The following is a 14,396-nucleotide window of genomic DNA, read 5'->3' as shown; positions in this document are numbered from 1 at the left end:
CCGCCTCAGCCAACCGTTAGTGTGGCGCTGATACCGGCTCCGAAGACCGCTGAAACCTGCGCCACTTCAATCTGATAGGGGCCGGTCACGCCGTCGCTGGCCTGCATTGCCGGCGAGTATTGCCAATCCGGCGTCGTCGTCACCACCTCATGCACAAGCGCACCGTTCGCCCGCACGCGGATCAAGTAGGATTCGCTCTCCTCGCCCAGAGGTACTTCCAGCCCGCTCCAGTCATCGCCGTCCAAACGTGTTCGCCTGATCCAGTGGAAGGTGTCGCCGCTGACCGACCGTGAGACCCTGAGATGCGCGGGCGCATAGGGGCGCAATCCGATCCCGTCGAAAGCTTCGACCATGTGGATGTAAGACGCATCCTCATAACCACGGGTTCCAGGGCCAATCCGGTAGTGTCGCGCCACGCGTCGATCGGTGCGCAGCAGATCAGTCTGATAGACACGCTCGTCCAACAAAACAAACGCGGAACCTTCGGGCCAGACATCCGGCATCACCGCGTCGGTGCCCAATTGCCCCCGCAGTCGCCCGCTGAGCGCATATACACCAGGGTCCTGCAGTTCGGCGGACGCGAATTGGAACACCTCCCAGTTACCCGGGGTCCCATCTCCGATGGCGGCCAGATTGAAGCCGTTCAGCAATGCCTCGCGCGGGCGCGATTCCAGAACACCGTCGATCAAGTTAACCCTGAGCGGCGCGCCCTCGTCCCAGACACCGGCGCTTGCGCGCCGCAGCGGCGTCTCAGTAAACCCGATAACGGCCTGTCCCGCGATCACTTCGCTGAGCACATAGTCTTCGTCCTGAGCCGAGGAATACACCGCCACGCTTCCGGGCCATGGTTCAGCCGAGACCGCCAGATACGGTGCATGGGGCACTTCGGACCCAGTAATCAGCGGAAGATCCAAAAAAACTGGATAGACAGGAACTGCTGCCGCGAAGGGTTGCGCGGTCGGACGGTCGTCTTCAACTTCGGCTGCCGCATAGACCTCGGGCTCGATACGCACGGCATCCGCCAAGCGAAGGTCAGATTGTTCCAACCGATCAATACGATACAGCGCATCTGTCCCCGGCTCGGTCCCCATAAGTCGCACGACATCACCAGCCGCGATATGCGACATCGATGGTGGCAATGCAAAGCGCGCAGTTTCGCGTGAAATCCGGGATTCGCTAAGCCACCGTTCAACGGTCTGCCTTCCTTCGGCGCGTGTCATCGACAAAGGCATCTCGTTTACCGCAACCGCATGGGTTTGATCGTCTGGCAGGACGGCTTCTTCCGCGACCAAATCGTGATCCGCGTCCGACTGGACAAAACGCAATCTTACGCGCCCTGTCATCTCGGCCTCGGCTTCGCGGCGGTATTCAACCGGGCCTTCGATATCCGAGCTTTCGGCAAAGTGTTCGGACAAGACGTCTTGCGCCCGTTGCGTCCCGCGTGTTCGGAAGACCAGTTGACCGTCACGTTCGATCGCATCAAAACCGTACCGCATCATCAAAGGTTGCAGTGCCTGACGCGCGTCCATGACGTCCTCGATCGCATAGCCCCTGACGATGCCATAAAGTTCCGTCACATCAATCTCGGTCAGCCCCGACTGGTGACAAATCTCGGTCACCACGGATGCCAGCGTGCGCGATCCCGACCGCCCGTTCAGCCAATGCCCGCGTGCGTAGTTGTCCCCATCGCTCCACTGAGAGCGCAGGTTCGGAAATGTCGGATATGGCCGCGCATCCCAAGCCCAGACATAGGCGTTGGACATATCGACCATCGGGCCACCGTAGATGTCCGAGACCGGATTGGCGGCGGGATCGTTCCAATAGCCCAGAACAGCATTCAGGTATTGGACTTGAATGAAATCGTCTCGCATGCCGTTGGAGTACTTGGGTAAATCCGATTCCGATGACTTGGGGTCCAGAAACTTGTTCGGCTGGTTAGTGCCTTTGTCGATTGCCGCGCAGCCAAGTTCCGTGAACCAAATGGGTTTGGAGCCCGGCACCCAATCCGTGGACTGCGCCTGACGAAGGCCACCAATCCGTTCGTGATGGCGGTTGGCCCACCAGTTGCGAATATCCTTGTACCGCCAGACCCATGGTTCGTTGTGGGTCGTGTCTGTAATCGGCGTTCTGATCTGCGCCTCGGCCTCTTCGGGCGAAGCGTAGTACCAGTCATACCCTTCTCCACCCTCGACGTTGCCGCGCAGGTAATCGAGGTCATACACCGACCCGACACCGGCCTGCGCGTCCAGATGCGCGTCGCCTTCCCGCCAGTCGGAGAGCGGCATATAGTTGTCGATCCCGACGAAGTCGATGTTGTTATCAGCCCAGAGCGGGTCCAGGTGAAAATACCGATCCCCGCTACCGTCCTGAGGCTGGTACCCAAAATACTCGGACCAATCCGCCGCATATCCGATCCGGGTGTCGGGTCCCAGAATTTGCCGCACGTCAGCCGCCAGCGATCGAAGGCCGTCTACTGCTGGGAAGCCAGAAGCCCCGCGGATCTGCGTCAGCCCTCGCATTTCCGAACTGATACAGAACGAATCCACTCCACCTGCGGCCTTGCACAGTGCGGCGTAGTGCAAAATGAAACGGCGCAAGCCCCAGTCCTGCGGACCGGAATACCCAACCGATCCATTTCCAATCGAGAAATCAGATACACGCGCATTGCCGAAAAATGCAGCCACCTGAGCATCTGCTTCCGAAGTTTGATCCGGCGTACCGGCCTTTCCCGGAGCAGTATCCAAGGTGATGCGCCCACGCCATGGCAGATGTGGTTGGCTGTCCGCGTCCGACCAGGGGTCAGGAAGGCTGTTACCCTCCATCTGATCCATCAGAATGAAGGGGTAGAACATGACGCGCTTGCCGTTGCTGTTCAGATGCCGGATCGCCTGTACCACGGCGGCATCCGCCGGGGTACCACCATACACAGGCCGATCATCCTGCCATTGAACTGTCTGCGCCGAGGCCCGGGAAAGTCCGGACACTCTCCAGGGCATGTTCTTGCCATCCGCACTCTTGCGTTCGACCTTCGGGCGGATATCGCAAGACCCGCATCTGAGATCGTCGCCGAACCAGGAAACGATCAAAGATGTCGCTTCGCATCCCGGTAGTTCCTGACGCAGCGCGCGCACTGAGGTTACCAGATCAGTGTCCCCCGATCGTGAATGCGCGTTGGCCGCCCAGCTTTTCCCGCGCCCTTTCCAGTAATTGACCTGAGACGTCGCCAATGCGTATTCGCCGGTCCCTGGCATCAAGGCGACACCCTTGACGGATTGCGAAAGCGCATCGTCAAAACCCGGCAAGTTTTCCTGATCCTGACGCACGACTTCAAAAGAAAACTGCGGCACCCGATTGCCATAGGATGCAAGCGGGAAATCTTCGATAACCACGTATGCTGTGCCGCGATAGGCGGGCACGTTGCCCGTTCCCTCGACCGCTTCGATCAAGGGATCAGGCAATTGATCTTGAGTCCCGTGATAGACGCGCATGGTCAGCGACGAACGCTCGATCTCTTCGCCATCGGCCCAGACACGCGGCAAGTCGGCGATTTCCCCTGCGCCAACCGAGATCGCCAGAGACACCGAATAGCTGTAAGTGACAGTGGTTGTCTTGACCTTGGCAGGCTTGGGTTTCCCCTTACCGCCTCCGGTCGATTGCGTTGACGTCGATGTGCTGCGGGTTTCCAGAAAGTCTGAGGCCCAGATGACCTGACCGCCGACCCGCATGCGACCGAAAACGGTCGAGACCGGCGCGCCCTCTCCGGTTTCCGTTAACCGAAACCGATCCAGTCGGCCAGTTTCCACGACCTCGCTGCCGCTGCCCAGAACCGACTGCCCCATGATCCGCTGGTCGATGACTCGGCCCAAGGTGGCGCCGACGGCGCGTCCGATGATGGCCGAGGATAACCCGGCGACGGTGCCGCCGACCGATCCACCGATTGCAGCACCTGCCGCTGACAGAATAATTGTGGCCATCAGTTGTCCTCCAGCGGGAATTCAAAACAGGCAACGACACGACGCAACCAGGGTTCACTCAGGGCATTTTCGACAACGCCGTGCCCCGAGTATGCGTGGATGAAGCGCGGTATTTTTCCGGCATCGCTGACGATGCCCAGATGTTTGGCGACACCTTGATCGCGCATCCGGAAAAGAAGCACATCGCCCGGAGCAAATTGCATCGGGCCCTTTTCGATCAGGTGCCGTTTTGCGGCGGCCCACATTCGCTCTTCGCCCTGCGGTTCGGACCAGTCCATGCTGTAGACAGGCACAGCCTCCGGCTCATCACCCTTGACGGCGCGCCACACCCCGCGCAAAAGCCCAAGACAATCAGCCCCGGCACCGCGCACAGAAGCCTGATGTACATAAGGCGTGCCAAGCCAGTGGCGCGTCTCTTCTACGATCCTTTGCCTGTTCACCGTCTGCTCCCACCTTTGTTGGCGCCACCCTTCTTCGGAACGGCCATGACCCAATCCTCACCTGGTAGATCCGGGAATCCCTGAAAGTTCAGCAAGTTGTTGAATTTGAGTCGACAGGTCTCCATGCGCTTATCGCACCCGGCCGTCAGCTTGACCCGATCCCCGACCGCAAGGCCGCCGCCAATGCTGGACCACAGGGTGATCTCGCGGCCATTGTCTCCGCGCTTGTCCTGTTTGATAGCGGACCAAAGCCCCACTGCAGAGCCGGACAATACGTCCAGGCGTCCACGTTCGAACCAAGCGTGATCCGGCCCGTCACCGCCTTGCAATTGAAGCGCGGCGTTTTCCAACCCGGTGATCTCAGCCTCGACCCAATATCCCGGAAGGTCGGCATTGAACTGGCAGGACTTGTCCCCCAGAACGGCCGTGCACGGTTTCTGGTAGATTCGCCCCAATGGACGGTTCAGCACATCGGTCAGCCCTCTCAGCTCTGCGTGAAATGCACCGCCCGAGCGCCGCAGCTCTCCGATCGACCCGCGAAACTGTAATTCACGCTGCGTGGTGTCGGTCCAGTTGACGAGCCAGGCGCGAACGTCTGCACCGTCGAAACGGCCAGCGTCGATATCTTCTTCGCGCACAGAGGCGTCCGAGAAAGCGCCCATTGCTTCGGTGTTGTCGATCGACAACCCGGTCGCCTGCTCGATCGCAGTTGCGGTCAAGCCGGTACTGGCCTTAAAGGTCAACCCTTCGAATTCCAGCTCCATATCGTGATCGGTAAATCCAAAGGTCTGCCCGTCGGCGCGCGTAATCGCCCAGCAGCGACACGTCGTTGTTAAACCGCTTTGCAGGTGGGACCGCAGCCCTAGTACATCACCGCCCATTATATCCGCACCTCAACGACCGGTACATTTGGCACATCGCCCGCCTGAAAACTGGCGACCGAGGTCTGAATCTTGTCGGTGTCAAATCGCACCGGGACATCGAATTCGAATCCGGCAGTGACTTCGACCATCTCTGCGGGTGGAGCGCCCAGAGTGATTACCCCAGTCGCAAGATCCACCTCAAATTCCACGCCCTCACGTAACTCATCCTGATCAAGTCCAAGCGTGACGGTGCCCAGAACCGGTTTCTCGATCGGGCGTACATAGTCAAACCCACCTGAGCTGTAGGTTTTGATCAATTGAAACTGGGTACGTTCGCCATCTCCACGTGCGATGACTTGATCGCCCTTGTCCACGTCGGCGGTCGCTGCACCCGATTTGTAGTCTGACCAGTCCTTCCAGCGGAATCCGAACATCTGCCCGCGACGCGCCTCAAAAAAGGAAATCAATGTCTCGATATCGTCCAAAGACCGCATCCCCAGCCCTGCGTCGTACCTCCTGCGCGAATGCGCCCAGGGCGTATTGCGTTCCTCAAACCCATTGGCCAGCGTCACGATATCCGTGCGCCGTTCCGGTCCGCCGACCGAGCCGAAACTCAGGCTGGCAGGAAATCTCACCTCGTGGAAATTCATGACCCGCTCCCCTTATCTGTTGCGATTGCCGCGACCCAAGGCGCGGCTCATCTGTGCAGCGATCTGACTCTGGCTGCGGCGGAATCCCTGAACATCGGGTGTTGAGATATTCATCACCACATTGACCGAGCGACCGCCGCCCTGAGTTCGGACGCCCAGCTTTCCGTCTGCGCCGCGTGCCAGCGGCATAATCGCCTCGGGTCCAGCCTCACCCATCAGCCCGGTGCCGCCGCGCATCGGGAACATGGTCGGGCCGCTGACCACTCCACCATTGGCAAAAGGCATCACCCGACCCTGGCTAAAGCTTCCGCCATTGGCGAAAGGTAAAATGCCCTGAACCAGACCACCGATACCGTTGGCCAGCATCCCACCGAAATGATCCGTCACCGGCTTGATCGCCGCCGAATAGGCCGTGCGGATCATCGAGTTTTTCAATAGCTCCAGCGCATCCGACAGGTTCATCCCGTCCAGCACCACGCCATCAAACGCCTTGCGCAGACCTCCGGACATGCCGCGCTCTAGCGTGGCCACGTCCTTGCCGGTTTCCTCGAACGCGGCTTTGATGCGTTTCATCTGCCCGTCAAACGCCGCCGCCATCGACGCGGCATCCCCAAGCGAGTCGCCCAGCGCCTCGCCCTGTTCCTGCAGATCATCCAATCCGTCACGATCCGTCGTCATCACGCTCTCCTTGTGTCTTGTCCGGGTAGGCCGCCAGCAAGGCGTCCAGCCCCGCCCGGTTCATCGCCGGCAATCCCGCGCCCTGCCCCAGCATCAGCCGCAACTCAGCCGGGGTCAGACGCCAGAATTGATCCGGTGTCAGACGCAGGCCGAGGATCCCGGCCCGCATCAGCGCGGGCCAGTCGAACCCGCTCACTGTTCCGGCACCATGAAGGCGCGCGCCAGCAATTCGGCCGCCGCTTTGGCGCCCGCCATCGGCCCACCTGCGATTTCGGCATGCAGCAAGTCATCGCGGGTGACCGGTGCACCGCCGCCGCGTAGACCGGCGACCAACAGCGCCAGCACGTCACGGCTGGAATACGCACCGCCTTCAAAGCGTTGCACCAATTCGACCAGAGATCTGGCCCCCAGTTCCTGTTCCAATTCCGCCAAGGCACCCAATGTCAGCTTGAGCACCCGCTGCTCCCCATCGATGGTCAAAGCCACCTCGCCCGTCCACGGATTGGCCATCAGAGCGCCGTGAAGCTCAGCGCACCGGCGCTTGCCATGCTCATCTCATAGGTCGCCTCACCGTTGTGCGAGCCTGCATATTCGATGCTGCTGACCTGAAACGGGCCTTCGACGATGCCGAAATCAGGGATGATCACCTGAAAACCGGGCGTCTCACCGTCAAAAAACAACTGACGCGCGCGTTCATCCGTGCCTTCATCCTTGAACACACCCGAGCCAGAGATCGAGGCCGACTTGACCCCCGCCCCCGACAGTAGCTCGCGCCACCCGCCCTGGCTTTCCAGGCTGGTGACATCCACACTTTCCGCGTTGAAACTGATCCGCGTGGCGCGCAGGCCCGCGATGGTCTCGAACAGGCCCGTGCCGTTCATATCCACTTTGACCAACAGGTCTTTTCCGTTCTGGGCAGCCATATGCTCTCTCCGTTGATTGCTTAGTCGTCTTCCACGCGGGCGCGGAATCTCAGGTCGATCTGGCGGATCGCGCCGCCAGTTCCCGTGCGTCGGGCGCTGGCCCGTTCGAACCACAGCCCCACCAGATGGCCCCGGTCCAAACTCAGCGCAGCACCTTCCAGCGCGTCACACACCGCACCGGCCAGCGTCTTGGCCGCGCCAAAGCCCGCTGCCTCGGACACCACCGAGACCGTGAAGCGATGCACAGCCCCTGCGTTTGCGCGGTCCGAGGCCTCTCGCACCTCTTCCGGGCCCAAAGTCACGTAAGTCTGCGGCATGGTTCCCGCAGGCACCGCGTCATAGATCGCGCCGCCCGACAGCGTGCTGACCTGCGCGTCGCCTGACAGCTGTTGAAACACCGCCGCCTGCAAAGCGGCTGAAACGCCATAGCTCATGCCGCCACCTCTTCATCTGCAAAACAGGTCAGGTACTGACCGCGCGGATCCCGCTCGGCGACTGCGCGGATCACGAACCGGCGGGCCCCTTCGCGGAACCGCTGGTCCGGAGCGGGCCGCATGCTCGACCCCTCAGGCGCGCCACGCACAACGATCCGATACCCCACGCGCGAGACCGAAGCCCCACCGACCGCACGCTCCGCCCCGCTGCGCGCCGTCACCTCGGCCCAGAGCGCGCCCAAAGCGGCCCATGTCACTGTGTAGCCCCCTGCGCCATCGGCCACGCGCGTCGGGGCCTCCAGCACCAGCTTGCGGTTCAGCCGCGGCGTACTCATTGCATCACCCCCGCGCCAAAGCGCACCGTGCGATAGCGTTGGATCAGGCTGGTCACACCGAAGGGCATACACCCAGCGCCCAAGGCTGTTTCGTCGCGATATTCATAGTAATGCGCCGCCAACAGAAGCACCGCCTGCCCCAGATCAGAGGGCAACCCACCCCAATCCGCAGCCATCCCCGCGGTGAAACCAATCTTCACCGACCCACCGGTCGGCACCCTTGGCAAAAATGATCCAGAGGGACGCAACCTGGGGCGCTGCATATCGCCTTCCAGCCGATACACCGCTGCATCCACCACAGTCGCGCCCCCCGCCGCACCGCTCAGCGTCACCGGACCAACCGAGACCACCGGGGCCACCGGCAGCACCTCACCCGCCGGATCGCGCCAGCCATTCAGGCTCCACGAAAACTCCCGTTCGATCAGCACCTTGCCGGTCCGCGCCTCAATCGCCGCAAGGGCCGCGCGCAGAAAACCCTTCAACACTTCGTCCTGCACATTGTCTTCGGCGAACCCCGTGCCCAGCCGCAGATGCGCCTTGAACTGATCCACCGGCAGCGCCGCATCCGCGATGGCGGTTTCTTCGATCAACATCATCCATACACTCCGCAATCTCGGACCCCTCCGGGGCCGTAACTTCAGAAATTGGCAGGCACGCGCCGCCCCACGTTGCTCGGACGGAGGGGAGCAGCTAGACAACGCGGGGGATCTCACCCCGGCCCGCGCCCGCCGCCCGAAGGGCCCTAAGGCCCCCCGGATTCAGCCCGCTTTAGGCGGTGCCGAATTTCACCAGCTTGATCGCAGCAAAGTCGCTTACGTCGCCGCCAACGCGCTTGGTTGCGTAGAACAGAACATGCGGTTTGGCGCTGAACGGATCGCGCAACACGCGCAGATCGGGACGTTCGGCAATGGTGTAACCTGCCTGGAAATCGCCAAAGGCAATCGAGAAGCTGTCGGTCGCCGCGTCCGGCATGTCCTCGGCAATCAGCACGGGATAGCCCATCAGGCGCGCAGGCTCACCTGCGGCCAGACCATCCGACCACAAGAAGCGGCCATCGCTATCCTTCAGCTTGCGGATCAGACCGGCGGTTTTCGAGTTCATAACGAAGGTGCCGTTCACGCGGTACTGCGCGCCCAGCGCATAGACCACATCCACAATCGCGTCCGCATCGACGCCACCCGCCGTGCCGGTCGCAACGTAGCCCAGATTGCCCCAGGCCCAGACGTCATTGTCGACAGCCGGGTGGTCCAGAATACCCTTCGGCTTGTCCGCCCCGTCACCACCGATAAACGCAGCCGCCTCGGCGCGGGCGAATTTGTCGGCGATGCGACCTGCCAGCCAGCCCTCGACATCAAAGGCACTGTCATCCAGCAGACGCTGCGACGCTTTCGGCAGCGCGCTCAACTCGTGCAGCGGGATCGAGATGCGGTCGATGGACGGCGTCGCGGTCTCGGTGGTGGCCGAGGCCTCATCCGCCCAGCCTGCACCCACATCGGTGTGGTCGATCAGAACGTCGAACGAGTTCGCCTCAACATTCACCACGGACGCAATCGACCGGATCGAAGCGGTCGAGTTCAGGACCGATTTGATCGTCTCGGCGGTCTGCGGATCAACCAGATAACCGCCATCGCTGTTCACCGCGCTCGACAGAGATTTCGACTCCATCTCCAGCCCGCGCAGCCCATCATCCTCGCCCGAACGCACATAGGCGTCGAAGGCCTTCTGATGTGGTGCGCCGTCCTCAATCGAGGCCGCAAGATGCGGGCGCGCCGCGATGGTTGATTTACGATCCAGCATAGTCAGTCGCTCTTCTGTCTGTTGCAGTTGGGTTTTAACTTCAGCCTTGAGGCCCTTGAATTCATTCACGAAGCCAGCCATCGCCTGCTTCACCTCCTGAACCAGGGGCGCACCCTCTCCGGTCAAGGCCGGGGTTTCGGTCTTGCTCATCAGCACTTCCTTTTTCGGGGTGGATTTGAGGCGCGCTAGATCCGCGCCAGCTCCTGCCGGGCGTCGCTGAACACCTCGGCAATACTGCGCCAGGTGTTTTCAACGTCGGGTTCAAAACCCTTCGCCGCCACCCGCGCACTGGGCAGCATCGGAAAGGTCACCAAAGACACCTCCCACAGCTCCAGTTCCGTCAGGACCCGCTGGCCCTTGTCATTCTTCACGGCCCGCTTGGTGCGATAGCCAATCGAGAGGCCGTCCATAGCGCCCGCCCGGATCAACTCCGCAGCCTCACGGCCTTTTTGCGTGGCCTCCAGCAGACGCCCCTTGACCCACAGGCCCCGGTCGTCCTCACGCACCTCGTCCCAAACGCCGATGGGTTGCGCCGGATCATGCTGCCACAGCATCTTGACCCGCTGACCAGCCTTTGCCAGCCCGTCGAGCGAGCCGCGATACGCCCCGCGCTGCACTACATCGCTGCCCTGATCGACCTGTCCGAATAGGCTGGCATAGCCTTCGATCACAGCGTCGTCGGTGACGGACAACCCGTCTCCGAACCGGGCAAATTTATGCTCTAAATCCATGAACTTCTCCATGTAACTTACTGAACTCATGGCGTTACCACCAAGATGGATTGAAACGCCTGCGCCAGGATCACCGCGACCACGCCATAGACCGTCAGCCACAATCGGCGCTCCAGCCGCTCCATCATCTCTTCGATCTGATCCAACCGCCTGCACAGATGCGCGTGCTGGATCTCAGTCACCCGCTCATGCGCAGCCAGGCGTAGACCCGGCGCGCATTCGAACGGAGGATACCCCTCAGACATCCGCACGCTCCGGTAGCCCCAGCAACGCCCGTTTTTCGGCATCCGTCAGGAACTCAGCCCCGCTCACCCGTGCCCATTGCGCATCCCGTTCGGCGGACAGCGCGGGCACCTGATCCAGATCGGGCTTCAGCACCAGATCCTCACCCGAGAACCCTGCCAACCATTCCGACACCGCCGCCGCCACCCGCGTCACCAGAGGCAGCACGGTCAGGCGATAAAACGCCCGGTTGGCCTCCTGGTAGTTCGAATAGGTCGCGTCGCCTTGGATCCCCAGCAGCATCGGCGGGACCCCAAAGGCCAGCGCGATCTCGCGGGCGGCGGCTTCCTTGGTCTTTTGAAACTCCATATCGGACGGCGAGAAGCCCATCGGCTTCCAATCCAGCCCGCCTTCAAGAACCATCGGTCGGCCTGCATTCCGCGCCCCGCGATAGTTCTGCTCGATCTCGTCCGAAAGACGCCGGAACTGATCCTCGGCCATCACCCCATGGCCATCGCCCTTCCACACCAGCGCCCCCGAAGGTCGTGCCGCGTTATCCAACAGAGATTTCGACCACCGCGACGCGCTGTTATGGACATCAATCGCCATCGCCGCCGCCTGCATGGGCGAGAACCCATAGTGATCGTCCTGCGGATGGAACGACTTGATATGGCAAATGTTTTCCGCCGCAAACCGGTGCTTCTTGCCACCCACCGCGTAATCATATGCCCTGGGCCAGCCATCCGCTCCTGGCACCACGCTCATCCGGTCCGAACGCAACACATGCAGCTCAACCGGTAGCCCCTCGTCGGCCTGAACAGCCTCAACATAGGCATTGCCCGACAGCAGCAACTGCCCAAACAAGGCCTCCATCAACTCCGCCCGCCCCTGCGCCGCATTCGGGCGACGCATCAGCGACAGGATCGGATGAGTATCAAACCTCTGCGCCTGATCCTGCAAAACCAACGGCAAAGCCGCCGCCGCCTCGGCAATCAGTTTGACGCATCGAAACCCCACCGGGTTCCCCGAAAACCCCGTCCGCGTCAGCGACACCGCATCCCGAGGGCTCCACGCCACGCGCCCACCCGTCTGCCAAGCCACCACAGGCCCCGCCGCGCTCGCCTTCGCCTCGGGCGCTTCGCCTGCCGATCCACGACGCAAGAAATCGAATACCATCTGTGCTCCTTTCTGCCGCCGCTCTGCCCGGCTTGTTGAAAGGAGTTATGACGGAAAGAAGTTTAGGGCTTGGGAATAGGGCGTACGGAGGTTGGGCAACAACGATCTCGACCCTTTGGTGCAATTAGTTTTGCCTACGAGATCGCATTCTTCTTTGCGAACAATGCATTTAGTTGCAGCGACTTCGTCAAAGGTAGCTGTTGTTAAACTTCGGCGGGCTGTTTAGAGGTTTTCAATACACCTTCAGATTGTTCTGCTCGACAAATCGTTGGGACGGCAAATCGAGTTGTAAAACTATGAAAAAAGTACTTTGATAAGACTATTATTACTAACCTGCTGCGCTGTCGTCGCTGTGGTGGCTTTTTTATTGGATTTGAGATCATCCTCGGCAGACCACCTCAACAGCGAGCTGACGAAAGTTGTCGGCAAAGAAGGTTCGGTTTCGCTCAAAAGTTGTAGCCTATCTATCATTTTCGAGACACCAGGTCTGCCAGACAAACCAATCGCTCTTACGCGAGTTGTCATGCGAGCAGACCTAAAGAACTACAATCTGGATACTGTACGCTTTCTTCCCTTTCCTGACAGATTTGACCTTCACATCAACCGAGGACCTGTTGATGACCGTATGCTGGCTCAGGTTGATAGTATTTTGGATGCCGGAGATGAGATGACAGAGCAGTTCGGCTCTGACGCAGAAGCCACAAAGAAATTGTTGGAAGCCGAAGGGAGTTCATTGTTCTTTCGGGTCATGGCGGAAGTTGTAGTTTCTGAGGAAGGGACCCGAAAGCTCGCTGCTCACGACGATGCGCCGGAATTCTTTCGGTTTACAGAAGCCGTGGAGTCCATACCGATACCCACAAGTTATCGCACAACAACCACATTCGCCTCTGGCGAAGCTTCCGCCGAATCTTTTCTAACTGGGGAAGTCGTTGCAATACCGTTTCTGCAGTTTTCTGTGGGTTCCGAATACCAAGCCAAAACACTCGCACGCGCTTTCCATGAATACGCAAAGGCGTACAATTGCAACTAGTGCCTGTGACACTAATCAAGCGCCCCATTTGAAACTCGTTACAAATCGGCAATATACATCTTAGGCATCTGGCAATTGTGAAGTGTTGAAGATGCAATTTTGCTTCACAAACTCCGCACCTTCGGCCTTCTAAACAACCCCGCAGGCCCCACAACCAGCTCATGCAGCGCCCAGACCAGTGCGTCGATCCTATCCCTCGAACCCGCGCGGACCATTCGCATATCTGCCCTTCTCGCCGCGACTTGAGTTTTCAGTCCGAAACCTCCCTGCACAACGCGGCAAGCGACCCAAAGAAAAACCCGTCAGGCAACAAACCTGACGGGTGTTTTCTACGGCCCTCGTACCCCATCAGAAGGTCGTGGAAAATCTATCTCTGTCGTCAAATCGCCAGATACTCTTCCCGAAGCTGAGAATTCTCCAGCACCTCATTTGCTGTCCCGTCAAAGACGATGCTGCCAGTGTCCAGAATGATGGCCCGGTCGGCAAGCTCCAGCGCGCGCACGGCGTTTTGTTCGACGATGATCGTGGTCATCCCCTGCTGTTTGACGTGGATCAGGGTCTTTTCGATCTCATCCACAATCACCGGGGCCAACCCTTCGTAGGGTTCGTCCAGCAGCAGCACTTTGATGTCCCGCGCCAGCGCACGGGCAATTGACAACATCTGCTGCTCGCCACCAGAAAGCGTGATACCTTCTTGCTTTCGACGCTCGCCCAAGCGAGGGAACAACTCGTACAACCGCTCCAAGGACCAACCGATAGGCGGCGCGATCTGCGCCAGTTGCAGGTTTTCCTCGACCGTCAGACCAGGAATGATCCGCCGATCTTCGGGCACCAGACCCAAACCAGCGGCCGCCGCCTCATAGCTGGTCATATTGTGCAACGGTTGATGATCCAGCCAGATTTCGCCGTGGCGCACCTCGGGGTCATCCAATCGCGCGATCGAGCGCAGGGTCGAAGTCTTGCCCGCGCCGTTTCGACCAAGCAGAGCAAGGATTTCGCCTTCATGCACGTTAAAACTCACGCCCTGCACGATGTAGCTTTCGCCATAGTAGGAATGCATGTCCCACACTGACAGAAACGCAGGCGCTGTGCTGGCCATATTTGCGCTCTTCGAAAAGTCCGGTTTTTCATTCATAGCTTTTC

At 60.1% G+C, this 14,396-nt stretch carries 17 protein-coding genes; 1 reads left to right on the top strand and 16 read right to left on the bottom strand.

The genetic code is table 11. The features are described 5' to 3' along the window. Positions 1 to 5 precede the first annotated feature (5 nt). The 15 genes from ACR0CR_RS07405 to ACR0CR_RS07335 all read right to left on the bottom strand — a co-directional run bounded on the left by ACR0CR_RS07405 (position 6) and on the right by ACR0CR_RS07335 (position 12,223). Positions 6 to 3,974: a baseplate multidomain protein megatron gene (locus tag ACR0CR_RS07405; RefSeq protein ID WP_480597935.1), complete on the bottom strand. Its 3,969-nt coding sequence runs from the start codon at positions 3,972 to 3,974 to the stop codon at positions 6 to 8. Next, positions 3,974 to 4,414 (bottom strand): NlpC/P60 family protein, encoded by a 441-nt coding sequence (locus tag ACR0CR_RS07400; RefSeq protein WP_480597934.1) that lies wholly within the window; start codon positions 4,412 to 4,414, stop codon positions 3,974 to 3,976. Before ACR0CR_RS07400 ends, ACR0CR_RS07405 begins: the two co-directional genes overlap by 1 nt. Beyond that, positions 4,411 to 5,295, bottom strand: coding sequence for a DUF2163 domain-containing protein (locus tag ACR0CR_RS07395; RefSeq protein ID WP_480597933.1), 885 nt, complete (start codon positions 5,293 to 5,295; stop codon positions 4,411 to 4,413). Before ACR0CR_RS07395 ends, ACR0CR_RS07400 begins: the two co-directional genes overlap by 4 nt. Then, positions 5,295 to 5,927: a phage distal tail protein, Rcc01695 family gene (locus tag ACR0CR_RS07390; RefSeq protein ID WP_480597932.1), complete on the bottom strand. Its 633-nt coding sequence runs from the start codon at positions 5,925 to 5,927 to the stop codon at positions 5,295 to 5,297. The genes ACR0CR_RS07395 and ACR0CR_RS07390 overlap by 1 nt, the downstream gene beginning before the upstream one ends. Before the next feature lie 12 nt (positions 5,928 to 5,939). Then, entirely contained in the window at positions 5,940 to 6,605 is a 666-nt protein-coding gene (locus ACR0CR_RS07385; protein ID WP_480597931.1) for a phage tail tape measure protein, read from the bottom strand. Beyond that, positions 6,589 to 6,801 carry a rcc01693 family protein gene (locus ACR0CR_RS07380; protein ID WP_480597930.1) on the bottom strand — a complete coding sequence of 71 codons (213 nt, stop codon included), beginning with the start codon at positions 6,799 to 6,801 and terminating at the stop codon, positions 6,589 to 6,591. The genes ACR0CR_RS07385 and ACR0CR_RS07380 overlap by 17 nt, the downstream gene beginning before the upstream one ends. Beyond that, positions 6,798 to 7,115, bottom strand: a complete 318-nt coding sequence (locus ACR0CR_RS07375) for a gene transfer agent family protein (RefSeq protein WP_480597929.1) — start codon at positions 7,113 to 7,115, stop codon at positions 6,798 to 6,800. Before ACR0CR_RS07375 ends, ACR0CR_RS07380 begins: the two co-directional genes overlap by 4 nt. After that, positions 7,115 to 7,528 (bottom strand): phage major tail protein, TP901-1 family, encoded by a 414-nt coding sequence (locus tag ACR0CR_RS07370; RefSeq protein ID WP_170374021.1) that lies wholly within the window; start codon positions 7,526 to 7,528, stop codon positions 7,115 to 7,117. Before ACR0CR_RS07370 ends, ACR0CR_RS07375 begins: the two co-directional genes overlap by 1 nt. Positions 7,529 to 7,548: 20 nt before the next feature. Beyond that, positions 7,549 to 7,962 (bottom strand): DUF3168 domain-containing protein, encoded by a 414-nt coding sequence (locus ACR0CR_RS07365; RefSeq protein WP_170458824.1) that lies wholly within the window; start codon positions 7,960 to 7,962, stop codon positions 7,549 to 7,551. Next, complete coding sequence (locus tag ACR0CR_RS07360) at positions 7,959 to 8,297, bottom strand: phage head closure protein (RefSeq protein WP_480597928.1); 339 nt, start codon at positions 8,295 to 8,297, stop codon at positions 7,959 to 7,961. The genes ACR0CR_RS07365 and ACR0CR_RS07360 overlap by 4 nt, the downstream gene beginning before the upstream one ends. Beyond that, complete coding sequence (locus ACR0CR_RS07355; protein ID WP_480597927.1) at positions 8,294 to 8,893, bottom strand: head-tail connector protein; 600 nt, start codon at positions 8,891 to 8,893, stop codon at positions 8,294 to 8,296. Before ACR0CR_RS07355 ends, ACR0CR_RS07360 begins: the two co-directional genes overlap by 4 nt. 172 nt (positions 8,894 to 9,065) lie before the next feature. Further along, positions 9,066 to 10,244, bottom strand: a complete 1,179-nt coding sequence (locus ACR0CR_RS07350) for a phage major capsid protein (protein ID WP_170488935.1) — start codon at positions 10,242 to 10,244, stop codon at positions 9,066 to 9,068. A gap of 35 nt (positions 10,245 to 10,279) precedes the next feature. Continuing rightward, positions 10,280 to 10,837 (bottom strand): HK97 family phage prohead protease, encoded by a 558-nt coding sequence (locus ACR0CR_RS07345; RefSeq protein WP_480598241.1) that lies wholly within the window; start codon positions 10,835 to 10,837, stop codon positions 10,280 to 10,282. A 14-nt stretch (positions 10,838 to 10,851) separates the two neighbouring features. Beyond that, complete coding sequence (locus ACR0CR_RS07340; protein WP_480597926.1) at positions 10,852 to 11,070, bottom strand: GTA head formation protein, RCAP_rcc01685 family; 219 nt, start codon at positions 11,068 to 11,070, stop codon at positions 10,852 to 10,854. Then, on the bottom strand, positions 11,063 to 12,223 hold the full coding sequence (locus ACR0CR_RS07335) for a phage portal protein (protein WP_480597925.1): 1,161 nt from the start codon (positions 12,221 to 12,223) through the stop codon (positions 11,063 to 11,065). The genes ACR0CR_RS07340 and ACR0CR_RS07335 overlap by 8 nt, the downstream gene beginning before the upstream one ends. A 523-nt stretch (positions 12,224 to 12,746) precedes the next feature. On the opposite strand from ACR0CR_RS07335, the gene ACR0CR_RS07330 reads away from it, so the two are divergent. Beyond that, positions 12,747 to 13,253, top strand: a complete 507-nt coding sequence (locus ACR0CR_RS07330; protein WP_480597923.1) for a hypothetical protein — start codon at positions 12,747 to 12,749, stop codon at positions 13,251 to 13,253. Positions 13,254 to 13,632: 379 nt separating this feature from the next. Here ACR0CR_RS07330 and ACR0CR_RS07325 read toward each other — a convergent pair whose 3' ends face one another. Further along, on the bottom strand, positions 13,633 to 14,388 hold the full coding sequence (locus ACR0CR_RS07325) for an ABC transporter ATP-binding protein (RefSeq protein WP_480597922.1): 756 nt from the start codon (positions 14,386 to 14,388) through the stop codon (positions 13,633 to 13,635). Positions 14,389 to 14,396: the final 8 nt, after the last annotated feature.

Source organism: Ruegeria sp. AM2, from assembly GCF_056540685.1.
Note: the sequence above shows the minus strand (reverse complement) of the source record. Positions and strands in the feature narration are given on the sequence as shown.